Source organism: Acinetobacter sp. YH12144, from assembly GCF_013418345.1.
Taxonomy (GTDB): domain Bacteria; phylum Pseudomonadota; class Gammaproteobacteria; order Pseudomonadales; family Moraxellaceae; genus Acinetobacter; species Acinetobacter amyesii.
The window spans coordinates 154,406-181,333 of sequence record NZ_VPCD01000001.1; the positions used below are offsets into that span (position 1 = coordinate 154,406).

Annotated in this window: 24 protein-coding genes and 2 pseudogenes; 19 read left to right on the top strand and 7 right to left on the bottom strand. The window is 40.8% G+C overall.

Annotated features, from left to right (window positions below):
• Positions 1-76: 76 nt before the first annotated feature.
• Positions 77-1,676: pseudogene (locus FTU79_RS00880) on the top strand (FAD-dependent monooxygenase).
• A gap of 39 nt (positions 1,677-1,715) precedes the next feature.
• Here the strand turns inward: FTU79_RS00880 and FTU79_RS00885 are convergent.
• The 4 genes from FTU79_RS00885 to FTU79_RS00895 form a co-directional block, all read right to left on the bottom strand.
• Entirely contained in the window at positions 1,716-2,015 is a 300-nt protein-coding gene (locus FTU79_RS00885; RefSeq protein ID WP_180048720.1) for a hypothetical protein, read from the bottom strand.
• Positions 2,016-2,249: 234 nt separating this feature from the next.
• Positions 2,250-2,378 (bottom strand): KGW motif small protein, encoded by a 129-nt coding sequence (locus FTU79_RS16455; protein ID WP_257224022.1) that lies wholly within the window; start codon positions 2,376-2,378, stop codon positions 2,250-2,252.
• Between the two features lie 327 nt (positions 2,379-2,705).
• A complete protein-coding gene (gene purL / locus FTU79_RS00890; protein WP_180048721.1) occupies positions 2,706-6,542 on the bottom strand; it encodes a phosphoribosylformylglycinamidine synthase in 3,837 nt (1,278 codons plus the stop codon).
• A 388-nt stretch (positions 6,543-6,930) separates the two neighbouring features.
• Positions 6,931-7,821: a M20/M25/M40 family metallo-hydrolase gene (locus FTU79_RS00895; protein ID WP_180048722.1), complete on the bottom strand. Its 891-nt coding sequence runs from the start codon at positions 7,819-7,821 to the stop codon at positions 6,931-6,933.
• 355 nt (positions 7,822-8,176) lie between these two features.
• Here FTU79_RS00895 and FTU79_RS00900 point away from each other — a divergent pair, with 355 nt between their 5' ends.
• The 13 genes and pseudogenes from FTU79_RS00900 (at position 8,177) to pal (ending at position 18,641) form a co-directional block, all read left to right on the top strand.
• Positions 8,177-9,517 (top strand): deoxyguanosinetriphosphate triphosphohydrolase, encoded by a 1,341-nt coding sequence (locus FTU79_RS00900; protein ID WP_180007613.1) that lies wholly within the window; start codon positions 8,177-8,179, stop codon positions 9,515-9,517.
• A gap of 110 nt (positions 9,518-9,627) precedes the next feature.
• Entirely contained in the window at positions 9,628-10,230 is a 603-nt protein-coding gene (gene ruvA / locus FTU79_RS00905) for a Holliday junction branch migration protein RuvA (protein WP_168378057.1), read from the top strand.
• 219 nt (positions 10,231-10,449) lie between these two features.
• Positions 10,450-11,457, top strand: a complete 1,008-nt coding sequence (ruvB, locus tag FTU79_RS00910) for a Holliday junction branch migration DNA helicase RuvB (RefSeq protein WP_168378058.1) — start codon at positions 10,450-10,452, stop codon at positions 11,455-11,457.
• A 98-nt stretch (positions 11,458-11,555) separates the two neighbouring features.
• The gene (locus tag FTU79_RS00915) at positions 11,556-12,203 is read left to right on the top strand and encodes a hypothetical protein (protein WP_180048723.1); all 648 of its coding nucleotides are present in this window, start codon (positions 11,556-11,558) and stop codon (positions 12,201-12,203) included.
• A 24-nt stretch (positions 12,204-12,227) separates the two neighbouring features.
• Positions 12,228-12,353, top strand: coding sequence for a hypothetical protein (locus tag FTU79_RS16460; protein WP_257223222.1), 126 nt, complete (start codon positions 12,228-12,230; stop codon positions 12,351-12,353).
• 66 nt (positions 12,354-12,419) lie between these two features.
• Positions 12,420-12,827, top strand: a complete 408-nt coding sequence (gene ybgC / locus FTU79_RS00920; protein WP_078190367.1) for a tol-pal system-associated acyl-CoA thioesterase — start codon at positions 12,420-12,422, stop codon at positions 12,825-12,827.
• A 27-nt stretch (positions 12,828-12,854) separates the two neighbouring features.
• Positions 12,855-13,553 carry a protein TolQ gene (gene tolQ / locus FTU79_RS00925; RefSeq protein WP_078192037.1) on the top strand — a complete coding sequence of 233 codons (699 nt, stop codon included), beginning with the start codon at positions 12,855-12,857 and terminating at the stop codon, positions 13,551-13,553.
• Positions 13,553-14,002: a protein TolR gene (tolR, locus tag FTU79_RS00930; protein WP_180021912.1), complete on the top strand. Its 450-nt coding sequence runs from the start codon at positions 13,553-13,555 to the stop codon at positions 14,000-14,002. Before tolQ ends, tolR begins: the two co-directional genes overlap by 1 nt.
• A gap of 3 nt (positions 14,003-14,005) precedes the next feature.
• Positions 14,006-15,349 carry a cell envelope integrity protein TolA gene (gene tolA / locus FTU79_RS00935; RefSeq protein WP_180048724.1) on the top strand — a complete coding sequence of 448 codons (1,344 nt, stop codon included), beginning with the start codon at positions 14,006-14,008 and terminating at the stop codon, positions 15,347-15,349.
• A 275-nt stretch (positions 15,350-15,624) separates the two neighbouring features.
• Positions 15,625-15,930: pseudogene (locus tag FTU79_RS00940) on the top strand (cell envelope integrity protein TolA); the annotation flags it as partial.
• Between the two features lie 79 nt (positions 15,931-16,009).
• Entirely contained in the window at positions 16,010-16,531 is a 522-nt protein-coding gene (locus tag FTU79_RS00945) for a TonB C-terminal domain-containing protein (RefSeq protein ID WP_257224221.1), read from the top strand.
• Positions 16,532-16,719: 188 nt separating this feature from the next.
• Positions 16,720-18,003, top strand: a complete 1,284-nt coding sequence (tolB, locus tag FTU79_RS00950) for a Tol-Pal system beta propeller repeat protein TolB (RefSeq protein WP_171319182.1) — start codon at positions 16,720-16,722, stop codon at positions 18,001-18,003.
• A gap of 68 nt (positions 18,004-18,071) precedes the next feature.
• Positions 18,072-18,641 carry a peptidoglycan-associated lipoprotein Pal gene (pal, locus tag FTU79_RS00955; RefSeq protein WP_180048725.1) on the top strand — a complete coding sequence of 190 codons (570 nt, stop codon included), beginning with the start codon at positions 18,072-18,074 and terminating at the stop codon, positions 18,639-18,641.
• 275 nt (positions 18,642-18,916) lie between these two features.
• Here the strand turns inward: pal and FTU79_RS00960 are convergent, their stop codons facing one another.
• Entirely contained in the window at positions 18,917-19,114 is a 198-nt protein-coding gene (locus tag FTU79_RS00960; RefSeq protein WP_078190373.1) for an NF038105 family protein, read from the bottom strand.
• Between the two features lie 183 nt (positions 19,115-19,297).
• On the opposite strand from FTU79_RS00960, the gene FTU79_RS00965 reads away from it, so the two are divergent.
• The 5 genes from FTU79_RS00965 (at position 19,298) to FTU79_RS00985 (ending at position 22,587) form a co-directional block, all read left to right on the top strand.
• Positions 19,298-20,272, top strand: coding sequence for a class 1 fructose-bisphosphatase (locus FTU79_RS00965; protein WP_078192041.1), 975 nt, complete (start codon positions 19,298-19,300; stop codon positions 20,270-20,272).
• 52 nt (positions 20,273-20,324) lie between these two features.
• A complete protein-coding gene (locus FTU79_RS00970) occupies positions 20,325-21,101 on the top strand; it encodes an RNA methyltransferase (RefSeq protein ID WP_180048726.1) in 777 nt (258 codons plus the stop codon).
• A gap of 160 nt (positions 21,102-21,261) precedes the next feature.
• Entirely contained in the window at positions 21,262-21,876 is a 615-nt protein-coding gene (locus FTU79_RS00975; RefSeq protein ID WP_111883945.1) for an RNA polymerase sigma factor, read from the top strand.
• Positions 21,873-22,193: a hypothetical protein gene (locus FTU79_RS00980; RefSeq protein WP_078190377.1), complete on the top strand. Its 321-nt coding sequence runs from the start codon at positions 21,873-21,875 to the stop codon at positions 22,191-22,193. Before FTU79_RS00975 ends, FTU79_RS00980 begins: the two co-directional genes overlap by 4 nt.
• The gene (locus FTU79_RS00985) at positions 22,183-22,587 is read left to right on the top strand and encodes a DUF3106 domain-containing protein (protein WP_078192044.1); all 405 of its coding nucleotides are present in this window, start codon (positions 22,183-22,185) and stop codon (positions 22,585-22,587) included. Before FTU79_RS00980 ends, FTU79_RS00985 begins: the two co-directional genes overlap by 11 nt.
• Positions 22,588-22,672: 85 nt before the next feature.
• On the opposite strand, the gene FTU79_RS00990 is transcribed toward FTU79_RS00985, so the two are convergent.
• Together FTU79_RS00990 and rbtA are read right to left on the bottom strand one after the other, a co-directional pair.
• Positions 22,673-25,087 (bottom strand): CSLREA domain-containing protein, encoded by a 2,415-nt coding sequence (locus FTU79_RS00990; protein WP_180048727.1) that lies wholly within the window; start codon positions 25,085-25,087, stop codon positions 22,673-22,675.
• A gap of 24 nt (positions 25,088-25,111) precedes the next feature.
• Positions 25,112-26,923: a rhombotarget A gene (gene rbtA / locus FTU79_RS00995; protein ID WP_180048728.1), complete on the bottom strand. Its 1,812-nt coding sequence runs from the start codon at positions 26,921-26,923 to the stop codon at positions 25,112-25,114.
• Positions 26,924-26,928 lie beyond the last annotated feature (5 nt).

Here is a 26,928-nt window from a genome sequence, read left to right on the forward strand (position 1 = left end):
CATTCTACTCGGAAAACCATTTGCCTAGACTGCGGACTATTCCAAGTTTGCGCTTCACATACACATGGAGTTTTGTATGACACAGCAATTCGATACCGATGTTCTGATTATTGGCACAGGGCCTGCAGGTTCTACTTTAGGTTTGGCCTTGGCAAATTACGGCATACAGGTTCAGCTTTTTACCCAATTTAATTGGTTAGCTAATAGTCCGCATGAGTGCTTGGGGAACGGGCGATGAACGTCATGGCGATTATATTAAAGGCAGTCCTTGTCCATTGGTCGATCTCATTCAGCCGAAAATGGAAGCTTTGTTGGTAAAAAATGCGGCTGAACGTGGTGCAATTTATAATTTTAATACTGAATATTTGTCCCATGTGCAAGATGAGCATGGTGTAACAGCAACCTTTTTAAATCGTATTACAAATACTGAATTCAGCTTACGTGCCAAATATTTGGTCGGTATGGATGGGGCAAAATTCAAAGTCCTTGAACAGCTTGATTTACCACTTGAAGGGGTGATGTCTCGCGCAGGTACAGTCTATGTCACGTTTAAAGCTGATCTTTCCAAATATGTGCAACACCGCCCTGCCATTTTGCAATGGATTGCCAATCCTGAAGCCAGCTTTGGTGATCTGGGCATGGGCTTACTCCGTGCCATTACACCGTGGAATGAATGGATTATGGGTTGGGGCTTTGATATTTCCAAAGGTGAACCACAAGTCACCGAAGAGCAATTGCGTGGTCGTTTAAATGCCTTTGTCGGTGCTGAAATTGAAAATGTCGAGATTCAAAAACTGTCTTATTGGTATGTGAACCAAACATGGGCAACTGAATACTCGAAAGGTCGTGTATTCTGCGGCGGTGATGCGGTGCATCGTCATCCACCATCAAGTGGCTTAGGTTCAAATACCTGTATGCAAGATGCCTTTAACCTCGGTTGGAAATTGGCGTATGCCATCAAAGGTTGGGCTGCTCCAGCTCTACTTGAATCTTATACCACTGAGCGTGCGCCTGTCGGCAAGCAAATCGTGGCGCGTGCCAATCAATCTCGCTTTGACTATAAGCATCTCAAAGAGGTATTTGGCTTTGACCAAGGCATCACAACTCAAGCTCAAATGATGCAACGTATTTTTGCGGAAGATGAACAAGCTGCAGAAATTCGTCAAAAGCTATATCAAGCCTTAGAAATTAAAAACTTTGAGTTTAATGCCCAAGGTGTAGAGTTGAATCAGCGCTATACATCCAATGCCATGATTGCTGAATCTGAACCTGAGATCTTTGCCAAAGATCAACAGCTTTACTTGCAAGCAACCACGCGTCCGGGGGCTAAAGTTCCACATACTTGGATTATTGATGCCAAAGGCGATAAGCAATCAACGTTAGATATTACAGGGCATGGTCGTTTCACCCTACTGACAGGTCTTTCAGGCAAAGGTTGGAAATCTGCTGCTGAATCGTTGAATCTACCTTATTTAGATGTGATTCAAATTGGATCACGTGAATATCGTGACGTTTATGGGACATGGAATGCGAAATCTGAAATCCATGAATCAGGCGCTGTCTTAGTTCGTCCAGATGGTTATGTCGCTTGGCGATACCAAGACAGTACTAATGCTGCTTTTGATTATGAAAATACGTTGAAGGCGGTGTTAAAGCAGATCCAATTGGCTATTTAATCAAAAACCACCTTCGGGTGGTTTTATTAATTCAATATTTTAGGATTTTTCTTTCCAACAATGTTGTTTTTTTTCTACACCTAATTCAGCTTTATCTAACAACAATACTAAATTTTGTGTTCGATTATTTGAACTTTTTGGCACAAAACTATTTTGACTATATCCATTTTTATAAACGCAAATCGACCAACTATATTTTGCTGGAAATATATGAATAAATTGCAAACTTTTCTCTGCAGAAAATGTAGCAATTCCGTCCTGTGTTTTTTTTAATGTAGATTCAGTAAAAGACTTGCCTTGCCATGTTGTAAGATTTAAAAATACTTCTGCATCGTCCAACTTTTCATTTTGCTCATTGATAACAGTTATATTAATTTTCGGATGCTTCGTTTTTAAAATAGGAAAGCACCCACTTAACAATGTTTACGGAAACATAAAGCCTAAAAGTAAAAATATTTTTATATCTTTTAATAATACAAATTGTTTAAAGCTCATTATTAATTTTTGCAGTTTTTTAATTATGCATTAGTTTACATAAAAAACCGCCTCACGGCGGTTTCAATTGTTCAAATATTACATCTGTAAAACATAACCCAAAACTAAAAACACCAACTGCAAACACACCACTCCACCAAAAAGCTTCCAGCCCTTTCTACGCAACGCAGACTTATCCACTGCCGAATATTCCACTGTTTTAATCATGTCATCACCTCATCATGAGTGTTGATACTGAACTCGTTTAGTTATCCATCTTTCTTTTATCTTGCTATCTTTTATCTTGCATAGTTATTGTGCATAAAATACACACTAGCATGATTCCACAAATATAAAAGCAAAATCTAAACCAAGTTCAGCGGGAGAAATAAAATTTAAAAACCAACAAAAAACCACCCGTAGGTGGTTAAAAATCGAAAGCGATTATATGTGTAAAAACAAGCATTCACAATAATTAATATATCTTTTGGTAAATTTCAACCATAAAAAAAGCCACCCGAAGGCGGCTCTTTTCTATTATTCATCTATCTAAGATTAACCAATAAATTTACGTGCATTACGGAACATACGTAACCAAGCACCGTCTTGATCCCAATCTTCTGGTTTCCAAGAATGCTGAATCGCACGGAAGTTACGTTCAGGGTGCGGCATCATAATCGTTGCACGACCGTCTTTAGACGTTACACCTGAAATCGCTTCTGGCGAACCATTCGGGTTCATTGGGTAATGCTGCGTTGGGTTGCCTTGGCTGTCTACATAACGCAAGATCACTTGATCGCCTGCATTCAATGCTGCAATGTTTTCCGCGCTAGCAACTACACGGCCTTCACCATGTGCTACAGCGATAGGAAGAATCGAACCTTCCATACCTTCTAACAATACAGAGTTCGATTTTTCAACGCGTACGTTGACAGCACGTGCTTCAAACATCTCTGAAGTATTGCGGTGGAAACGAGGCCAAGCTTCTGCACCCGGAATTAATGGTGCAAGCTGAGACAGCATTTGACAGCCGTTACAAATACCTAGAGAGAAAGTTTCATCACGGTTGAAGAATTTCTCAAATTGGTCACGAAGTTTCGGGTTAAACAATACAGATTTAGCCCAACCGCCGCCTGCACCCAATACGTCACCGTAAGAGAAACCGCCACATGCAACTAAACCTTCAAAGTCATCAAGACTGATACGGCCAGCAAGCAAGTCGCTCATGTGTACGTCTACAGTGTTGAAGCCGACTTTATCGAATGCAGCAGCCATTTCTACATGACCGTTTACACCCTGTTCACGCAGAATCACCATGTTTGGACGGCGTTCATTGATGTACGGTGCTTCGATAGGCTCGTTCAAATCAAATGTTGGTTTTGCAATTAAACCTGCATGTGATTTGTTAGCGATTAACGCATATTCTTGATCCGCAGTTTCTACGTTGTCACGCAGACGTTGGATTTGATAAGACACTTCAGTCCATGCTTGTTGCAAGTCTGCACGCTCAAATACAAGACCATTTACAGACAATTGATCTGTACTGTTCACTGTACCAACCACTGCAATCGCATCTTTTAAGCTAGATGCTGCAACTTCAGCTTCAAGTGTTGCCCAATCTGCTTTCGAAATTTGCAATACTGCACCAATTTCTTCTGCAAATAATGATTCAACAGATTGATCTTCAAGTGCTACACCTAGGCGTGAAGCGAACATCATTTCTGCAACAGTTGCCAATAGACCGCCATCACCGATGTCATGGTAAGCCTTGATTAGACCACGGTTGTTCCAGTCTTGAACCAATGCAAAGAATGCTTTGAAGTCATCGAAGCTGTCTACGTCAGGTGTTACAGAACCAATTGCTTTATAAACCTGAGCAAGGATCGAACCGCCAAGGCGGAATTGACCTTTAGACAAATCAATACGTACCAGTACAGACTCGATATTTTTCAATTCAGGTGTAAGTGTTTTGCGAACATCAGTCACAGGTGCAAATGCAGTGATCACGCCTGACATTGGAGAAGTTACAGATTTATCGATGCCTTCGTCATTCCAAGTGGTACGCATAGACAATGAGTCTTTACCTACTGGAATTGCAATACCTAGTGCAGGACACATTTCCATACCGATGGCTTTAACACCTTCGAATAGCGCTTGGTCTTCACCTTGTTGACCTGCAGCAGCCATCCAGTTTGCAGACAATTTAATGTCACTGATCTGGTCGATTTTTGCAGACATAATGTTTGAAATTGATTCTGCTACAGATAAACGTGCAGAAGCAGCAGGATTCAACAACGCAACTGGTGGACGCTCACCCATTGCCATCGCTTCACCTGTATAACCAACAAGGCTAGTTGTTGTTACTGCAGCATCCGCTACAGGCACTTGCCACTTACCGACGAACTGATCACGTGCAACCATACCTGTAATCGAACGGTCACCAATCGTGATCAAGAACGATTTAGATGCAACAGTTGGATTCTTAAGAACGCGGTAAATCGCATCTTTCAAATCTGTTACTGTTTCAGCAGTGAAGTCATCGCCTTTACGTTCAATGGTTTCGTATGAACGGCTCATGCGTGGTGTACCGCCAAGCATCACTTGCATTGGCATATCCACAGCTTTGTTGCCGAATAATGGATCTTCAACGGTTAAATGGCGCGCTTCAGTCGCTTCACCCAATACCGCAAACGGACAACGCTCACGTGCACACAGTGATTCAAAGAGTTCTAAAGATGATGGACGGATCGCCAAAACATAACGTTCTTGCGCTTCATTCGACCAGATCTCCATCGGAGACATGCCTTTTTCAAGCGATGGAATTTTACGCAGATCAAGTACCGCACCTAACTCGTGATCGTTCACAAGTTCAGGCATTGCATTTGAGATACCGCCCGCGCCTACGTCATGTACAGACACGATTGGGTTATGATCTTCCATGCGCCAGCAAGCATCAATCACTTCTTGGCAACGGCGTTCCATTTCTGGGTTTTCACGCTGTACAGATGCGAAGTCTAGGTTTTCACCTAACTTACCGCTGTCCACAGAAGATGCTGCGCCACCGCCTAGACCGATCAACATTGCAGGACCGCCAAGTACGATTAAAAGATCGCCCGGTTGGATTGCATCTTTTTCTACATGATCAGGACGGATGTTACCGTAACCGCCGGCAATCATAATTGGCTTATGGAAGCCTTTTACGTCGCCATTTACATTTTGTTCAAATGTACGGAAGTAACCATTTAAAGCAGGACGACCAAATTCGTTGTTAAAGGCTGCACCGCCCAATGGGCCTTCAATCATAATTTGAAGTGGAGATGCCATACGAGATGGTTTGCCGTAGTTTTCTTCCCAAGGCTGTTCAAAGCCTGGAATATTCAAGTTAGATACGGTAAAACCTGTTAAACCAGCTTTTGGCTTACCACCACGACCTGTTGCGCCTTCGTCACGGATTTCACCGCCCGAACCTGTTGCTGCACCAGCAAATGGTGCAATTGCTGTCGGATGGTTATGGGTTTCCACTTTCATAAGAATGTGAGCAGCTTGGCTCTTATACTTATAAACATGGTGACCTGTTTCAGCATCTTGCTTTGGATAGAAGCGTTGTGTGTCAAAACCCACAATTACAGAAGCGTTGTCTTTATATGCCGACAATACATCTGTAGGTGATTCTTTATAGGTGTTTTTAATCATTTGGAACAATGATAATGGTTGAACTTCACCATCAATTGTCCATTCAGAACCGAAGATTTTGTGACGGCAATGCTCTGAGTTCGCTTGAGCAAACATCATCAATTCGATGTCATGCGGGTTGCGACCCATTTTTGTGAATGCATCGGTTAAATAATCGATTTCTTCATCAGAAAGCGCAAAACCAAATTCAGAGTTAGCTTTCACCAACGCTTCTTTACCTTGACCCAAAATATCAATTGAGTTTAAAGGCTTTGGTTCAGTTTCAGAGAAAAGTGCCGCAGCATCTTCAATAGCATTGAAAACGCTTTCTGTCATGCGATCATGTAATGCTAGTTTTACTTCATCAGAAACAGCATTTACGCCCTTCAAAGTAAACAAAACACCGCGTTCAAGGCGATGAACCGGTGTATTACAGTTGGCAAAAATGTCTGTTGCCTTAGACGACCACGGAGAGATGGTTCCAACACGTGGCGTCACTAAAATTTGGACTTCGTCACTTGCTGCTTGGCGCAATTCAAAAGATTGACCATCGTTGAGAAGCTGTAAAGCGGATTGCTGTTGTTGCTCGTTGAGCGCTTGGTCAAAAAGGTAAACCCATTGACTTTCAATTGATTGAACAGAACTAATTGACGTTAAACGTGATAATAGTTGAGTTTTCTTAAATGAAGAATGTGCAGGTGCACCGGCAACGATAAACATGCTGATTTTGGCTCCACGGGATGATCGAAAAGACCATGCCACAATGTGACTTGAGAGAGCGCATATTCTACTGTGTATTAGTTAAATCAGCTAGATGTGAAAGTGAAATTGTAGTGCTTATATCGGGAAGTTTAGGCAACAATGCTTTTATTTTTAAATAATAAAATTGAATTTAGTCGCACAGATTAACACAAAATTATCTGATTTTTTCATTTCATCCTAAGAATAATATTCAAACTAGAAAAATGTTTTATTTTTCAACAACAACTCACTTTTTAATCAAGCTTTAAAACCATATTTGAAAATGAATTTCAGGTCTAAATGTGTGAGATTTAAACCTGAAATTCATAAAAGACTAAAATCAATTCACATTTGAAATTGAAACATTTTATTTATTCAAATCTGACAATAGATGTTGAATTACATTAAGGACTAAGTTCAGTGAGTTTACATCTACACCATCAATCGTATCGCAAGCCTTGTGGTAGCACGGTGCAAATTCGAGTTCATCACCTTTCATTTGCTCATTAAATAAAATTAGTGAAGTAACGGGAACTTTCCCTAAAAATGGCAAAGTATCGCTTGCTGTTAAAGTCGTTACATCATCTTTAATCTGCATATTATTGGTTTTAAAATATTGACGCATACTTTGTTCTAATGCAGCATCCTGCGGGTGCTTAGGTAATTGACTCATGCTGTCTAAAATTGGCTGATAATCACTTTGTGCAAGTCCATTGGCTTTAAACTGTGCCGCCATTTCTCCAATTGATGAATGGTCACCATCGGCAATCATGATATTCGGATTCTTTGTTCCCACCATATCAACATTGATATAGGCTTGAATGCCTTGAAGCTGTTTCTCACTGAGTGATTTCACAAAAGCTTGTGAACCTGCAATACCAACCTCTTCCGAATCCCAAAAGGCAAGATATAGTGTGTGTTTAGGTTTTACCTTTTGCTTCGCATAGTCTTGTAATAATGCTAACAATACTGCAACGCCTGAAGCATTATCATTAATCCCAGGCCCCATTTTCACCGAATCATAGTGCGCGCCGACAATCACAGCGGTATCTTTGAATTGCCCTTCAATCTCAATCACAATATTTTGCCCAACGGTCTTTTCTCGATTTTCAAATGGCAACATTTGCGCGTGCAAGCCTGCTTTCTTGGCTTGTTCAAGAATATATTGTGCAGAAGCCAATCCACCTGCTGTACCTACTGCACGATTGCCACCATTTTGTTCCGCAATTTCTTCAAATGTTTCTAAATGATGCATCATGCTATTTTCTGATGCAGCAACATTTTGGTTTGGCTGCACTTTCGTTATATTTTTTTCTGTATTGAAACTTGTACAACCTGACAAAAAAATGTCACGCCCAAACTTAGTGCAGTCAAAGTAGGAAGAAATTGCTTTCTATACATTTAAATTATTCTCATTGAAAATTAAAAAATGGGATAAAAGGTAAAATTTGCCCATCTATACTAACAGCCCATTTTTAAATTTCTGTTTTGTTTTGCATTTCATTAAGGCAAATCACTCATACATCTTTTAAGACAAGTTGTGTCGCCCCAGACTAGTGATTTTCAACTAAGTTTGGCATTATTCAATTCAAGTAATAAATGAATAATGATAAATGACTCAAATGCGTTGGCTTGAACTTCTTTCTACAGTTCGTATTGGTAGCAATAAACACAGTTCTGAACAGGCACGTAGCCCTTTTCATAAAGACTATGACCGCATTATATTTTCGCAGAGTTTTCGACAGCTTAATCGCAAGACCCAAGTCCATCCATTAACCCAACACGATGGCATTCATACTCGCCTGACGCACTCTTTAGAAGTGTCTTGTATTGGACGTTCATTGGGGATGCTGGCGGCTGAAAAAATTAAAGATGAACTCCCGATGTGGATTTCACCTGCCGATGTCGGTGCAATTATTCAAGCTGCGTGCTTGGCACACGATATTGGTAATCCACCTTTTGGCCATGCAGGCGAATATGCCATTCGAGAATGGTTTGATGACGCATCGCATACCAACTTTTTACAGGACTTAAGCCCTGAAGAAGAAGCCGATGTGCGTCAGTTTGAAGGTAATGCACAAGGCTTACGTTTACTGACTAAAATTGACTATCACCCGAATGATGGTGGTATGCGTTTAACCTATGCAACTTTAGGTGCATATTTAAAATACCCGTGGCTATCCAAAACTATTGCATCGCAAGGCAATAAACCTGCAAGCCAACGAGCAAAGTTTGGTTGTTATCAAGCAGAAAAAGAAATCTTGCAGCAAATTGCAGAACAATTGGGTTTAATTCAACTGGGCGAATATCACTACTGTCGTCATCCTTTGACTTATTTGCTTGAAGCCGCAGATGATATTTGTTATGCCTTAATTGACCTTGAAGATGGCATTATCCTCAACATGTTGAACTATAACGAAGTTGAGCCCATTTTCCTTGATTTGGTCGGTGACTATGGCATACCTGCCGAATTGGCTATGACTGATACCACTTGGCAACAAAAAATTGCCGCATTACGAGGTCGTGTGATGAAACGTCTAGTCGAAGAAGTCACGACTGCCTTTGCCCGTCATCATCATGATATTTTGTCAGGTCAACTCAAAGGCAGTTTATTGCAATATTGCAGTGAAGATATTGAGCGTGGAATTAACCGAGCAAAAGAATTAGCTCGCGATAAAATTTTTGAACATCCACAAAAAGCCGGCTTAGAGATTATTGCGCATCAAAGTCTACAAAATATTTTAGATGCATTTATTCCTCTAACTACGCCAAATAAAACCTTGAGTTTTAAAGAACAGCGACTGATGTCCATTCTCCACCGTTCGGGGGCACATTTTGGGCCGTTGCATTATGAAAACATCATGCAAGTATTGGATATTATCTCTAAATTTTCAGACCATCAGGCTTATAACCTTGCACAGGAACTTCAAGGCAATAAAGTTGGTTTCTTTTAAAGCTGAAAAAATGTGAAGGCTAGTAATTCGCTGGCCTTCACGCTAATCTCGCAACAAATTGAAATTGAGCAAATAGCTCAGACTAAACTGAAATAAAGTGAATAAATGACATGATCGGATGTTTAATTGGCGAAGTGCTGGCATTGGAAGCACCAACGGTATTACTCAATGTAAATGGTGTGGGCTATGAAATTGACACCCCACTTTCAACATTTTGCCAACTACAGAAAGGTCAAAAAATTACCTTGTGGACACATCTGGCTGTACGTGAAGATGCACAACTGCTGTATGGATTTAGCAATGCTCAAGAAAAACTGATCTTCCGCACACTGTTAAAAGTTAACGGCGTAGGCCCTAAAATGGCACTGGGCATTTTATCAACATTAAGTGTTGAAATGCTGATTCACACGGTTGAACATGAAGATGTAAACACTTTAGTCAAAGTTCCGGGTGTGGGTAAAAAGACCGCTGAACGCCTCATGATTGAGCTTCGTGATCGCTTTAAAGCCATGGCTTCAGGCACTGCACCAACCAATTCAACTGTTGAACAAATTCAATTTACAGGCAACTCTGCAGTTGCCGAAGCTGAGGCGGCATTGCAATCATTAGGTTACAAACCAATTGAAGCACAAAAATTAGTGAATGCTGCCAAAGGTGACTTTACTGAAGCCAGCGACATTATCCGTGCAGCACTTAAGTCGATGAATAAATAATTCAAATAGACATACCAATACACCTAAATTGGATACACGAAGGCGACATGGATGTCGCCATGTTGGATTGGGATATAAGGATATATCCTCAATCCAACACAAGATTTTTGTTACTTTTGATCTTTCAAAAGTAAAGCAATGCCTACACAATGGCACTTAAACACAAATCACAACTTGAGGCTGTGCCTCGAAAGTTCAGCCAGAGATTGATTTAATTATATGCAAGACCGTCTTATCAGTGGTTCAGAAAAACCCGAAGACCACTTCGACCGCGCCATCCGCCCAACATCCCTTGATGACTACATCGGGCAACCTGTCGTCCGTGAACAAATGGAAATCTTTATCGGTGCTGCGCGTGGCCGTGAAGAAGCACTCGATCACACCTTAATTTTTGGCCCACCGGGTTTAGGAAAAACCACACTAGCCAATATTATTGCGCGTGAAATGGGCGGCAACTTAAAATCGACATCAGGCCCAGTCCTTGAGCGTGCAGGCGATTTGGCTGCGATGCTAACCAACCTCGAAGAAGGTGATGTTTTATTTATTGATGAGATCCATCGTCTTTCACCGGTCATCGAGGAAATTCTCTATCCAGCGATGGAGGATTACCAACTCGACATCATGATTGGTGAAGGCCCTGCTGCCCGTTCGATCAAACTGGATTTACCACCCTTCACTCTTGTTGCAGCGACGACTCGTGCAGGCCTACTGACCTCTCCTTTACGTGACCGTTTTGGTATCGTACAACGCTTAGAGTTTTATTCTGTCAAAGACTTAACGCATATTGTGACTCGATCTGCAAACTTGATGGATGTACCCATGACTGCCGAAGGCGCACAGGAAGTTGCACGCCGTGCTCGTGGGACACCTCGTATTGCAAACCGTTTATTACGCCGAGTCCGTGATTATGCGCAAGTTAAAGGTACGGGTGAAGTAACCCAAGAGATGGCTCAACGTGCTTTGGACATGCTGAATGTCGATAAAGATGGTTTAGATACGCTAGACCGCCGTTATTTATCAATGCTACTAGAGCGTTTTGATGGTGGCCCTGCAGGCGTAGAAGCTTTAGCTGCTGCTATGGCAGAAGACTCAGGGACGCTAGAAGATGTGATCGAGCCTTACCTCATTCAGCAAGGCTATGTCATGCGTACTGCACGTGGACGTATTGCCACCAATATGGCGTATTTACAGTTTGGGATGACACCACCAGAGCCGAAAGATAAGTAAACGATAATTCACTGAACGACTTCAGGGAGTTAAATGCTCCCTGCATGTTTATTTAAATTTTTAAAATAAATTCAAGCCACTACAAACAATAGACTAAAATGATAAATCTTGAGAATAGAATAATTAACAAAATTAATAGCGAATACATTCAAAACCTTCCATTAGACAGTGCCATTGAAAACATTCCCAGAGAACAACCCATCAGTTCATTTAGCCCTAAACAAATGAGTGATTTTGAAAGCTTATTCCACACCGAATACAATTATTTTATCACTGTCGAATGTGAAAACATTCTTAGCAAAGAAACCATAGAAGTAAGTGAAGATAATATCTTAACTATTAAACAATCGCCTTCTGCATATCATATAAAAAACCTGAGCTTCAACTATACTTCTGCCCTCATTTTTATTGGGACGTACTATCACGACGACGTACAAGCTTTGGTCAAGGAAAACTTTAAGCCAGCAAAAATTAATACATTTTATTTCAGCCTCTCATTCTTTGCTTTAGTCATACTCGTTTATGTGTTTTTCTGGATAGATCTAGCTAATAAACTTTTACTTATGTTAGTTATTGGCCTTGGCTTTTGCTGCTTAACGTATATGTATGAATCTTTAAAGGCATTACTCCCAAAGCAACAGAAAAAGAAAATGGAAGAAACTCACTTTCATATTGCGGGATATTTAGCAGCTCATCTACAGGATTTTGTCGATGCAAAATTTAAATTAGATGAACAAACAAATTAAAAGTAGTCTCTTTTTTAACCAATAATGACAACTACGAAAGTTAAAGATTTACGTGAGTTGAAACCTTGTGCCATTGGACTGATGACTCACGGTGCTAAACTGCCCGTCATTGAAGCACTTGACGAATCATTGAATTATCGCCATTTTTAAATGCTCTAATTCTATGCTGAAGTGCAGAACAATATTTTTCAGATTTTATAAAGACGGAACACTCTCATGGCGAATAAATTCGAATTCAACATTCGTGTATATATTGAAGATACAGATGCAGGTGGCATTGTTTACCACGCAAATCATATTCGCTTTATGGAACGTACCCGCACAGAATGGCTGCGCGCTTCAGGTGTAGACCATTATTGGCATCAAAAAGATTACAACTTTGTCGTTCATAAAATTAATGTGAAATATTCACGTCCTATATTAATGGATGACCTGATTACTGTTACAGCAAGTGTAGTTTCGTGTAAGGCTACGTCATTTGTGTTGCAACAAAATATTTATCGTGGTGATATTATGCTGGCATCAGGTGAGGTAGAATTGGCATGTATCAGTGCAGAGATGAAACCCCGTCGCCTTCCTGATGAAATACGTGAACTGATTCTGAAAGAATTGGAACAAGATTAAAAAAATTATTTGGCACATGTAGTAACTATGGCAACTCAACTAGAATCAACACTCAAAGTTTCAGACCTCATCTTACAAGCAAGTCCTGTCGTACAACTGGTAATGCTCCTGCTGCTCTTAGCTTCGTTATTCAGTTGGTATCTGATTGCCAAGTTACACATGAGTTATAAAAAAGCGCAGGCCGATGATGAACATTTCCAAAAAATCTTTTGGTCTGGCGCCGAACTCAACACTTTATACAATAATGCTCAACTCAACTCGAAACGTGTTGGCCTTGAAGATGTTTTCTATCAAGGTTTAGGCGAGTTTTTCAAACTTAAAAAGCGTAATGCCAGCGCAGAACAATCCATTGAAGGTACAGAACGTATTCTTCGTGTGGGTTTAAGCCGTGACCAAGGACATTTAGAAAATGGTTTAGGCGCGCTTGCGAGTATTGGATCGGTTGCACCCTATGTTGGTTTATTCGGTACCGTTTGGGGCATTATGAACGCTTTTATTGGTTTAGCAGATGTTGACCAAGTCACCCTTGCTACGGTTGCTCCTGGTATTGCAGAGGCATTGATTGCAACGGCCATTGGTCTTTTTGCGGCAATTCCTGCTGTACTAGCATTTAACCATTTTACAGCCAAAGGTGAAGCCGTTTATAACGATCGTGCTCTTTTTGCCGAAGAAATGGTTGCGTTATTACAACGCCAGTCTGTAGGTTCAACTCAGGACAATGACTAATGGCTATTCAACGTTCTGGACGCTTTGAGCGCATCAAAAAACCATTAAAAAGTGACATGAACGTCGTACCATATATTGATGTCATGTTAGTTCTTTTGGTGATTTTCATGGTCACTGCACCTATGATCACCACAGGTGTCAAAGTCGACTTACCACAGGCAAATGGCACGCCTATGCAAGCGGAAGATAGTAGAGCGATTGTTACACTGAAAGCAGATGGCACGATCACTCTCGAAGATAAAAATCATCAAGATGATGTACTCACACTCGATGAACTTAAATCTGTTTTAACGGCCTCGCAAAATGAAGCGAGCGAACAGAAAAAGCAAATGAGTGTCCTGATTAACGGCAGTGAATCTCGTCCTTATGGTGAAGTCATGAAACTCATGTCTGCCCTTCAAGATGCAGGTTTAACACAAGTAGGTTTACTGACTGAGCCATTAAAATAATTTATGAAAGATTTCAACAAGCCGCCTTTTAAACAAAAAGCCGTTGCGATTGGTTTCACACTAGGTGTGCATATCGTCGCTGTGGTTGGCTTACTTTATCTTGGCATGAGTAAACCACCTGAGCCCCCTAAAAAAATAACCACTGTTTTGGTAAAACCGGAAGATTTAAAACCTGTAACACGTGAAGTCACTGAGTTTGATGAAACCGCGCATGAAAATGTAGCTGAACAAATCACGCAAACAGCAGAACCTAGCGTTGAACCGGCACCCGAGATTCCAACGGCTGCACCACCTAAGCCAGCAGAACCACCTAAGGCAGATCCACAGATTGCTGCTCAACAGGCACTCGCTGCGGCAAAAGCACAGCAGCTTGCTGAACAAAAAGCTGCGGACAATGCAAAACGTGCTCAAGAACAAGCTAAAGCTGCTGAAGCTGCAAAACTAAAAGCACAACAAGAAGCCAAAGCGGATGCAGCTAAAGCCAAATCCGATGCGATAGCCAAAGCCAATGCTGAAGCCGCTAAACGTAAAGCCGATGCTGATGCCAAAGCCAAGGCTGAAAAAATCCGTGCCGATGCTTTAAGAAAAGCAGAAGCTGACAAAGCCAAAGCTGCAGCAACGGCAAAAGCCAATGCAGATGCAAAAGCCAAGGCCAATGCGGATGCTGCAAAACGTAAAGCAGATGCAGACGCGAAAGCTAAAGCCAATGCGGAAGCTGCAAAACGTAAAGCAGATGCTGATGCAAAAGCTAAGGCCAATGCAGAAGCTGCAAAACGTAAAGCAGACGCCGATGCAAAAGCTAAAGCCAATGCGGAAGCTGCAAAACGTAAAGCAGATGCTGATGCCAAAGCTAAGGCCAATGCGGAAGCTGCAAAACGTAAAGCAGATGCTGATGCGAAAGCCAAGGCCAATGCAGAAGCTGCAAAACGTAAAGCAGATGCCGATGCAAAAGCCAAGGCAGATGCAAAGGCTAAAGCCGATGCCGAAGCGCGTGAACGTGCAGCTGAGGAAGCCAAAGCATCATCTGCGCGCAAAGCCGCTGAAGAAGCTGCGCAGAAAAAGGCTGAAGCGAAGAAAATTGCCTCAACTGCTAAACGTGATTTTGAAAATAAAATTCGTCGTGCGTGGGATACGCCTTCTGACTCTGCAGGTAAAACGGCGACTGCTCGCGTTACCCTTACGGAAAGTGGTTCAGTTCGGTCAGTGATTGTGAACTCTAGTGATCCTGATATGAAAGCCAGTATTGAGGCTGCTGTTCGAGCTGCTGCACCATACCCAATGCCGAGTGACCCAGATGCAAAACGTGAAGCTCAAAGTTTTACGTCCACCTTCAAGTCATCACGTTAATTTTTAAATCCCTGCAAACCTTGTGGGGATTTTTCATTTACTTATATACTGAATTATATAACATGAAAACATTATTATTTTCGACACTAACACTCCTAGGCTCTCAATCATTCGCCGAAAATCGTTCAATTTACATCCCTTCTTCGACCATGCCTGACCATATTCCACCTGAACAATTTAATGCTTTGCTGATGGATCATGCTAAAACAACTCAACCTGAGAAATCAGTACAGGACGTAAAAACGCCTCTTAAAACCATTTCACATGCTCTAAATGAAGAAGATGCAAAGAAAAAAGCGGAAGCCAAGAAAATCGCTTCAACCGCTAAACGTGATTTTGAACATAAAATCAAACGTGCTTGGGATACACCACCTGGCTCTAGCGGTAAAACGGCCATTGCTCGCGTGATTTTATCTGAAACAGGTGCTGTCCAAGCAGTCATCGTAAGCTCAAGTGATCCTGATATGAAAGCCAGTATTGAGGCTGCAGTTCGTGCTGCTGCACCATATCCGATGCCTAGCGACCCAGATGCTAGACGTGAAGCACAAAGTTTTACCTCTACATTTAGATCTTCAAATTAAGTTTGATAAATCCTTGCATTGATTGCGGGGATTTTTCTATTGATCAAAATCTCTAATCTTCCAATTGGATTAAGCTAAAATGATGCATTTCTTTAAATTTTCGTTTCTATTTTCTGTAATCGCAGGCTCATCATTAACCTTTGCAACCCCTACCAGCATTCAAACGGCTGACAAGATTCAACCTGAGAAAATAGCAGAGCGTTCCTCGAACGCAACAGCGGCTAAGACGAAGTCATATTCTGAACAAGATAAGCTTCAACTAGAACATAAAATTGCTGAAGCGAAACGGCAAGCTGAAGTAGATGCGGCTAAAAAAGCTGAAGCAAAAAAAATTGCATCTAATACAAAGAAAATAATACAGCAAACTATCCTTAGCAACTGGCAAGCGCCAGCAGAATCAACTGGGCAAAAAGCCCACGCGAGAATTACTCTAACACCATCAGGCTCAATTCAATCTATTGTCATTAATGATGTACCAAATTCAGCTTTTAAAAAAAGTATTGAAAAATCCATACGCCGTTCTGCACCTTTTGAATTACCAGAAAATCCAGATGCTCGCCGTGAATCTCAGTTCATTTCCATTTCTTTTCTATCCAAATAAGAATATTAGCGAATCAAAGCATTAGATTTAAATGAGTGTCATCATAAAATGTGATTGTTTAGACACGAATTCACAGACGAATAACAGATTAATCATAATGTTGTGCTTTCAATATCCCAAAATCATGCCATTATGTGACACAACCAAATACAGACAATAACTCACATTTTTAGAGTAATTAGCGAATGATGGAAATGACGCGTAAACATCTTCTTTGCTTAGCCGTATTCACTGCTTTGAGCCCAGTTTTAGTGACTCAAACGCATGCGCAGCTTCACCTCGAAATCACTAAAGCTCCTGAAGAAGCACCTAAAATTGCGATCGTGCCTTTTAGTAATGACTCAAATATTTATCCAGTGGTTGAAAATGACTTGAACCGCTCAGGTAAATTTACCAGTGCCTCTAAAAACTTACCTGCAACTGCAACAATAAATTCACCTAATGCAGAAGCATGGAAAGCTGCGGGCGTACCCTATGTCGTGACAGGCACATCAAAAACAACGGCTGATGGCTCTTATGAAATTCACTACCAACTGTATGATGTTGAAAAAAAACAATACCTGTTAAATGAACTACTCACTGTGCCTGCTTCACGTTATCGTCAAGCAGCGCATATGATCAGTGATGCAATCTATCAAGCTTTAACGGGTATTCCAGGTGACTTCAGCGGCCGTATTGCCTATGTATTGCGTAATGCAGCAACACCAGATCAGCGCTATACCCTACAAATTGCAGATACGGATGGTGAACAACCCCGTACCATTTTGACTTCACGTGATCCAATCTTGTCCCCTGCATGGACGCCTGATGCGAAAAAGCTAGCCTATGTTTCATTTGAAACCAAACGCCCTGCGATTTACATCCAAGATTTAGCAAGTGGTAACCGTGAAAAAGTAGCAAGTTTCCGTGGCCTGAATGGTGCACCAAGCTTCTCACCTGATGGTAAATCAATGTTATTTACCGCATCGATGCATGGCAATCCTGAAATCTATCAAATGGATTTACAGACTCGCCAATTAAAACGCATGACCAATGACACAGCGATTGATACAGAAGCACGTTATGCACCTGACGGTAAATCATTTATTTTTACCTCTGACCGTGGTGGCTCTCCACAAATTTACACCTACAACTTAAGTGCTGAAAGTGTCAAACGCTTGACTTTCCGTGGCGCTTTCAATGCACGTGGTACGTTAAGTGCGGACGGTAAAAAATTAGCTTTGGTACATCGTCCTAGCGGTAGTAACTATAAAGTTGCGGTTCAAGACATTGGTTCTGGTGTAACGAATATTTTAACGCCAACAAGTTTAGATGAATCCCCAAGCTTCTCACCAAATGGTCAAATGGTGGTGTACGCAACGCGTGAAGCAAACCGTGGTTTGCTCTCGATCATGTCTTTAGATGGTCGTTTCCGCATGAACTTACCAAGTGAACAAGGTGAAGTTCGTGAACCAGCTTGGGCACCGAAATAAACACTGCATGATTTATTCAACAATAACTTTTTAATGAAACATCATAAATAACCGTCATGGAGATCAATATGAAAGCGATGAAACTGATTGCATTACCTGTTTTAGCTACAGCATTAGTAATGACTGGTTGTGCCAGCCGTAAACCTGCAGCAGACGTACAAGCAGGACAAAACCCAAATAGCTCAACCACTGTAAACACTTCTGGTTTAAGTGAAGATGCAGCACTCAATGCACAAAACCTAGCCGGTGCATCATCTAAAGGTGTAACTGAAGCGAATAAAGCATTTTTAGCGAAGCGCGTAGTACACTTTGACTACGACAGTACAGAGCTTAGCAATGAAGACTTACAAACCCTTCAAGCTCATGCACAGTTCCTTGTTGCTAATGCAAACTCACGCGTAGCTTTAACAGGTCATACCGATGAACGTGGTACTCGTGAATACAACATGGCGCTTGGTGAGCGTCGTGCCAAAGCTGTTGAAAGCTTCCTGATTACAACAGGCGTAAGTTCAAATCAGCTTGAAGCAGTTAGTTATGGTAAAGAAATGCCAATCAATGCGGGTCATGATGAAAATGCATGGAAAGAAAACCGCCGCGTAGAAATTAACTACGAAGCTGTTCCTCCGCTACTTAAATAAGACTTGAATAAGACTTGAATAAGACTGAGCTAAAAAAGCACTCATTAATGAGTGCTTTTTTGATTTAACCTGTATCATTTAATTTATATCGTTTCATTTGCACCGTTCTATTCAACGTTCTTTGCTTTAACTCAATTTAGCCCTTTAACTCAGGATAAATTCGATTAGCGGCTTTAGAACTTAAGAAAATATCCAATTAAAAATGCAAATGAACGACTTTTAAAACGATATCCTTAGCTTTACCAACTAGAAAATTAGCTTAATAATCCAAATCATTACGCTTCTGCTTCTGGATGTTCAGCATTTTCTTTTTCTGTTTGCATCGACTCAATGAGATCATGTTTATTGAACTTTTTATACTCTGCTTTTGCTTCGTAACTGCTCCATGCAGCTTTAACGGTATCCGCAGAAATATCGTCTAAATTCAATCCCTCAGTTGCAGTCGGAGTCGCATCAAATTTTTGTGTGGTCATTGTTGTGCTCCCTGTCTTTCGATTTATACATTAGATTCAACATAGCATGTTATTCAGGACTTGCAAGGGTAAAATCACGACAAATAGTCTAGTTTAATTTTTCTTTTCCTTCGTTCTCATCTAAAATGTTGCACAATCACATTTTATCATTTTTGATAAATTAATATTTGGAGTTTTCCGGTTATGTCAAATCTCACCCTTTCCCAATTTCTACAACAACAAAGTGGTAATCTTACTCCTGCATTAGCACAAGTTATTGAAACAATTGGTAATACATGCAAAGACATCGACCTTCTTTTACAAAAAGGTGCTTTGGCTGGTGTATTGGGTAGCGCGCAACACGAAAACGTTCAAGGTGAAGAACAAAAGAAACTTGATGTCATTTCAAATGATTACCTCATCGATGCATTAAAAGTTCATCCACATGTCGGTGGTTTGGCATCTGAAGAATTAGATGAATTCACACCAGCTCAAGAAAATGGCGATTATCTTGTTTTGTTCGACCCATTAGATGGTTCAAGCAACATCGATATCAACATGTGTGTTGGCACAATTTTCTCAATTCTTCCTGCAAAAAATGCGGTAACGCAAGCTGAAGATTTCATGCAAGCGGGTGTGAATCAAGCGGCTGCAGGTTATGTACTGTATGGTCCATCAACAATGATGGCTCTAACTGTCGGTGCTGGCGTAGTCTTCTTTACTTTTGATCCAGAAAGCAAAGAATTCTTATTAACTAAAGATGCGATTGCGGTTGCAGCAGACACTAAAGAATATGCAATTAATGCATCGAACCAACGTCACTGGGAAGAACCTGTAAAACGTTATATCGACGAACTGCTTGCAGGTAAAACTGGCCCGCGTGAAAAAGACTTCAATATGCGTTGGGTCGCATGTATGGTGGGTGATATTCATCGTATTCTTTGCCGTAGCGGTATCTTCATGTATCCATACGACTTCAAAGATCCGAAAAAAGCAGGCCGTCTACGTTTAATGTACGAAGCAAACCCAATGAGTATGTTGATGGAACAAGCTGGCGGTGCTTCTACAACAGGCCGTGTCCGCATTCTAGACATCCAACCAACAGAACTTCATCAACGTGTTCCTGTGATTATTGGTTCTAAAAACGAAGTTGACCTAGTTACGTCATACCATAATTAATTTCTTATAACGAAAGTCAGTATTTTTGCTGACTTTCGTGGATATCTCCCCCATGGCTCTGATTTATCTCGAATCAAAAGACAACCCGAAAATTAAGCACCTACGTGGCTTAATTGAACAAAATGCCTACCGTAAAAAACAAGGTCAAACTGTTTTGGAAGGCACACACTTGGTGTTGTCATGGTTAGACTCAAAACGTCCAATCAAATCGATTTTCACCACTGAACAAGCAATTAATCATGCCGACTTCGACCGCATTGCGGAACAATATCAAGGTGCGGTGTTTATTCTAAGTGAATCTTTATACAAAGATATCAGTACACTTGGAACATCTATTGCTTGCTTAGCGATTGTGGATTTACCAAGTTCAAGTGAAGCGCTTAACTTCAGTGAAGACACCTTAATTTTAGACAACATTCAAGACCCTGGTAATGTAGGCGCCCTACTCCGTTCTGCTGCCGCAGCAGGTATTGAGCAAGTCGTTTGTACCAAAGGCTCTGCATCACTCTGGTCACCGCGTGTATTACGCGCAGGTATGGGCGCACATTTTTCATTAAATACCTTTGAAAATATTGCCCTTGAAGATATTTTGACGAAATTCAAAATTCCAGTGTATGCAACAAGCTCACATCAGTCTGAAAACCTATATAGCAAAAATTTGCGCAAACAATGTGTGTGGATTTTAGGCAATGAAGGTCAAGGTGTTTCTGAGTATGCATTACAACATGCAGAAGCCGTAGCGATTCCTCAACCGGGTGGTCAAGAATCACTAAACGTAGCCATTGCTGGCTCGATCTGTTTTTTTGAAATGGTACGTCAGCGTCAGTAAAATCGTTATTTTATTGTATTTAGCGCTTAAGCCTGAAAAAAATAGACTACACTAGAAAAAATAATAATTCTTTTTGTCAACCTAACCGTTATTTCCATCGTTATTTGTATATGAATATGGAAATAATGGTGGGTATCCGATGACAGGATTTTCCATCTCTATGGATTTAGCACCCAAAAAGTCCGAGACGCAAGACAGCAGTGTTTTAAAAAGCACGGCTGAGTCTCGCCTGAAAAACTTCATGAATGAAGTGACGGGGCGTGCTTTAGTAATGATGGAAAGTGCAACGCACGGTCAACATGGCATTGCCATGGACTTGGTGCAAGAAGCCTTTATTTCCTTACATAAAGCTTATGCTGAAAAGTCCACAGAGGAATGGTATCCCCTGTTTTACACCATTTTAAATAATAAGCTGCAAGATTGGCGTCGAAAGGAAGCACGTCGTTCGCAGCCGTTTTCCCTATTTAGAAAAGTCAGCCTAGATGACGACGATGTCGAAATACAGGATGTTGTAGATGAATCTACACCAAACCCTTTCGACTTTCTGGATCAGGCTGTCACTGCAGAGGAAATACAAGATGCTATCGCAGAACTTCCAGTCCGCCAGCAACAAGCATTTATGTTGCGAGCTTGGGAAGGCTTTGATACGCATACAACTGCAGAAATTATGAATTGTTCCGAAGGCAGTGTGAAAACACATTACCACCGTGCCATTCAAGGTTTACGTACCGCTTTGGCACATTTGAATCCACATATGGGAGGATCATCCGAATGAAACAAGATGATTTCTTAAAGCAAGTAACTTCCAAACTTGATGGACTCGCACAGCACCATAAAGACAAAGCAACTGTCATGAATAACGTGCTTGAAGATATTCATCAGCGCGAAACTTCTCGTTATGGTTTCTGGAAAATGTCTGGCTTTGCACTTGCAGCAGCAATTGCAGGTTTTGTCATTTTACCGAATGCGACTGTACTGGATGACAAACCACAAAATCAGGTGATTTCAACCCCTAAGCTCTCCCCTCAAATGGTGGAAGATCTTGAAATGTTGATGGTTCTGGGTGAGGACAAAGTTCCACATGGCAGCTAAAAAATTAGCAATTGCATTCTGTGCTTTTAGTTTTTTGCAAACCAGTTTTGCTGGCTTTGATCGCTTTTGGATTTTTTCAAAAGATGCTGATACTCAAGTCAATGAAACTTGGGATTCGCTATCTGAAGCAGAACAACAGGCTTTAATTAAAAAGTATCAGGCACTCAAAGAGATTCCTGCAGATCAACGTGTCAGCTTGCAACAGCGCATGGATTGGTTCACTCAACTTCCAGATAGTGAAAAGCAACGTATGCGCGAAACTTGGCAAAAAATGAGTACTTTAGAACGTAAAGAACTCGCGACACGTATGCAAAAAGCTAGTCCTGATGAACGACCTGCTATTCGCGATGAGTATATCAACAAATATTTACAGCCTATCGCTGTCGCTCACTAATCTAAAACAGCAGCATGTTGCGAAAATCAAATCAATTAAATTAGTTAAGCCATGAAAAGCCTCTTATCGAGGCTTTTTTATTGTATTACTTGCTCAACCGACGTTGACGATACATACCTAAACCAATCAGTGTCAACAGCCCAAATAATCCCATCGAACCACCGCCGCTAGAAGAAGAGTTGGTGTTTTTCGCGGTATTCTTAAGAGTCAGAATTGCATTGCTTGATGCAATGCCATCACTATCGACAACGCTATATTCAACAGGATAGTCAAACTGACTAAAGCCATTTTTTACAGAGAAGGTAATCTTGCCACCGTAGCAAGTTTCCTTTAAATAACTTGCTGGGCAACTGCCACTATACTCAGCTTCAAAGTTTAAACCTGCTGGGATTTTCGTAAAACGAATTGGGATAATTTGACCTTCTTCATTTTTATGCCATACCGATTTGCCCGCTGGCATAGATGTAACTGGACCATCACCATCATCATTAGCATTTTCTAATAAATTATTGACGGTAACAGACAAATTATTTGACGGACTAATTGTATATTGAGCAGCTTTGGCCACTGGGGTCATATTTTTAAATGCCACACGGACCACACCAGAGGATTCCGCCTGACTCCCTGTCTTTTGTTTTAGCGTATATTTACAAAAACCGTATTCGGTAGGCGCTGTTGTTGCCCCACTGGTGCGATATATAACGATTTGTTTTATTCCAGCATCCCAATCACAGTGCAGGTCATGTGGTGGATTACCCACAATACTTGCTTCGCCTGTACTAGACACCGTAATTTCACTACCAATGCCGATTGGTGAAGTCGTCACGGTATAGTTGTCAGCATTTAAGGCAATTTGTCGTGTTTCAGCACTTCCGTTCACAGACTCTTCTTGAGGTAATGATGCTGGGAATGGATCAAAATAAACTGCACGATATTTGAGGTTATTTTTTAATGCACTTAATACCGCTTCGTATTTTGTTAAATCATCCTGATTGGCAACTTTGTATTCTGCATAATCTGGATCTTCGATATCCTTTTTCAAATCATCAATTGTTTTTTGATATTTCTCTTGAATAGCTGCTAAGGACTCGTTGGTAATCTCTGCCATATCTGCTGCAGTTAAATTCATTAATTCAACCGAACCAATCTCACAAGTATTTCGTTGTGCAGGTGATAGCTGCAAGGTACCATTCGTAATCCGCAAAATACCCCGTTGATCGGCTTTACTACATCCCTCTAAGCCAAGATTGATCAAGTCAAAACCACTGCCGATCGCTTTCGGGTAATACAAAGGTAAATACAAGTTATAAGCAGATTTTGTTTGTAGGGCGCTTAATAAAGTGCCCATAGCATAACTACTTACATCATGGTTTTGCAGAAAGCTTTCTGTATTATTCAGCACACTTTCGGGTAAATCACACTGCCCAGCTGCCAGTTCAAAAGCATTATTACTCGCAACAAACTTTTGACCATTATCAGGTACAGCATTATTCAGATAACGACAAGACTTACCACCAGTATTATAGGACAACACATTGAAATACCAAGCTTTTCCACCATTATTGTCATAATAATAAGTACTAGCCGCATTATTTTCGACTATTGTATTACTGGTTAAAACGAAGCTAGAAAAAGCACTTAAACGATCCGTTCCCTGAGAAATGGCACGGATAATACTACCCGCACTTGGATTTGCTTGGTTTTTTGCAATCGTATTTGCTGTCAATTCAACTTTGGCCTTTCCACAGAAGTCCATCACACTATTACTCGTCGATGAACCATTTTGAATAATACTGCTTTGCTGGAACACAATTTCAGGCTGGGTATCCCCCAAGTTCCCGATACAGTCCATAGCAACAACACTACCTTTAGGTGCAACGTTGCCCTGAACTAAACTGCTCACCAATAATGTTTTTTTCGATATATTATGCGCAACGGAGTAGATTGCACCGCCAGCAACTTTGGCTTGAGAGTTTTCAATTGCACCATTATTTAAGGTAAATGCTCCCCCTAAATACAAGGCACCACCTCGATCTTCTGCCATCCCGCCAGTAAGGCGAACATTATTGACGATAAAGTTGGCTTCTGAACGTGAAGTATTAAAAATACGCGATTTGCCTTGGGCATTAATCGTCGTTCTAATATCTTCATAGGCAGGAAATTTCTGCGTCAGTAAATTTTTTGAATCATAGTTAAAGCGACTTTTCCCCTCAATCACGATCTGATTGAGCGGAACTAACTCACCTTTAGTCAGAAGATATTCACCTGCTTCAAGTTGAATATAATCGGTCTGCCCATTATTTGGATTACCGACATTACATCCACCAAAAGATTTGTTTTTACGTGCAGTTTCAATCGCTTCACGTAAAGAACATTGATTGAGATTTTCACCATTTTCATCATCAAAGGTCGTAACTTTGATGATGTTACTTGTCGCTGCCATAGATGACATAGCCGCAAGGACCATGACCGCCAGCAATCCTTTTTTATAATTTTTCATGTGCTGTCCTTAATTCTATCCAGACTATTTTTTAAAGCGACGAAATCCAACTAAGCCAAGCAGCGCAAAAATACTCGCCCAGCCTAGAGCACCACCCGAAGTTTTAACGGTTTTACTTTCCATTTCATTGTTTGGTTCTTGGAAAATACGCACTTCTGCAGCTAAATAATTTTTTGCCGAAGTATTAAAACGGGTTGAAGACGTCACCACACGCAATTCAAAAATATCTGCGCCATGCCAATTTCCATTTGGCGTGTATTCAAAATCACCATTCAAATTCAGTGTAAATTTACCTTTTGATTCGGTGCTTTGTACAACTATTGGACAACCATCTTGCCATGGCTCACCTGTTGGATTTGCCATACCCATCACTTTTGTACATTCTTCTTTTGGAATTAAATCACTGTCACCTAAAGCATCTAAGATATTAAACTTCGCCACTTCACCTGTACGTATGTCTTTACCTAAGCGAGGCATGCTCACAGGAACCACAATTTCGATAGCCCCACGATCACACCAAACATCATCCAAATTACGATTTTTTCCACGCTGATCAGAAGACTCACAATACACATGATGCTCATTGCCATCTGCTGTGGTCTTCCCCTTATTTAATATCGGGCTTGAGAAAATCGTTTCGTAATCTAATAAAATACGAGGACGTAAATAACCAATAAATGCGTTATTTGCTGTGGTAAATGGACAGAAAAGTGCATTACGATCTTCTGTTAAGGTTTTACAGCTACCTTCATCTTCACCCGCAATTAAACTCGTCCCAGACCATACATCATTTAAATTTGCAGCAGGCCCAACAGGACAACTCGCAGCCACTAAGTTGTTATAAAAAACAGATTGGTCTGTTCCTGAGTTCACGACTTTACAATCTTGAGCGGTACCACTGAGCGCATTACCAATCACCACACTATTGGCTAAATAAGCATGCTCAGAGGTACTATTTAGTTCGATACCGCCACTGTTCTTCAGTACTGTAATATTATTGAGTGCTAAACCATCACGTAAGTTGACAGCAAAACCTTTGTTTTTGAAAAAAGTACTATTGGCAATGATATTTTGAGGGTTACTGAACACCAACTTGCTGATGTCTGCGAGCCCATTTTGATTGTAAACAATCGCTCGACCAGAAGTGCTTTCATTATTTTTGAACAAAGATGTATAGATTTCATAAGCCGGTGCTTCTGAGTAAATTGCACCACCATCTACCGCTTTGTTGTTTTGAAAAATCGTGGTTCGTATATATAGACGGCTTGCTACAGCTGCGCCATCTTCTGAAAATCCAACATTGTAGATTGCACCACCAAGTCGTGCATAGCCATCTTCAAACTTTACATTTTCAAGTGTAAGTTTTTCATTATTAAAAATGATGCCGCCTTTATCAGCACATTGATCTTGCTTACATCCTTTAAATGAAATTTCTTTAAAATTGATCGCAAGTAGTTCTTTTTCGCCATCATTAATATTAAAAATTTGATCCTTACCCGTCATTTCAATGACGGCATTATTAAGACCGAGTACGACATCTTCATTGACGTTACTGCCATACGCCGTTTTCAGATTCAGTTCTGCTTTAATATCAATTTTTTTAGTGAGTTTATAAACTTCATTTTTTTTCAGCGAAATTGAGGCATAGGCGTCTTTACCCCCGCAACCATTATATCCGGCTTCTGGCATACCATTATTGATATATTCTATGGCTTCACGAAGTGAACATTCCTTGTCATCCTTTACAACATCTTCAGTGGTTGTAACGATAATTTCTGCGCTAAATGCATGACCTGCCATGAGAAGCATGCCAATGCCTATGCTCTGTTTGAGCATATCCA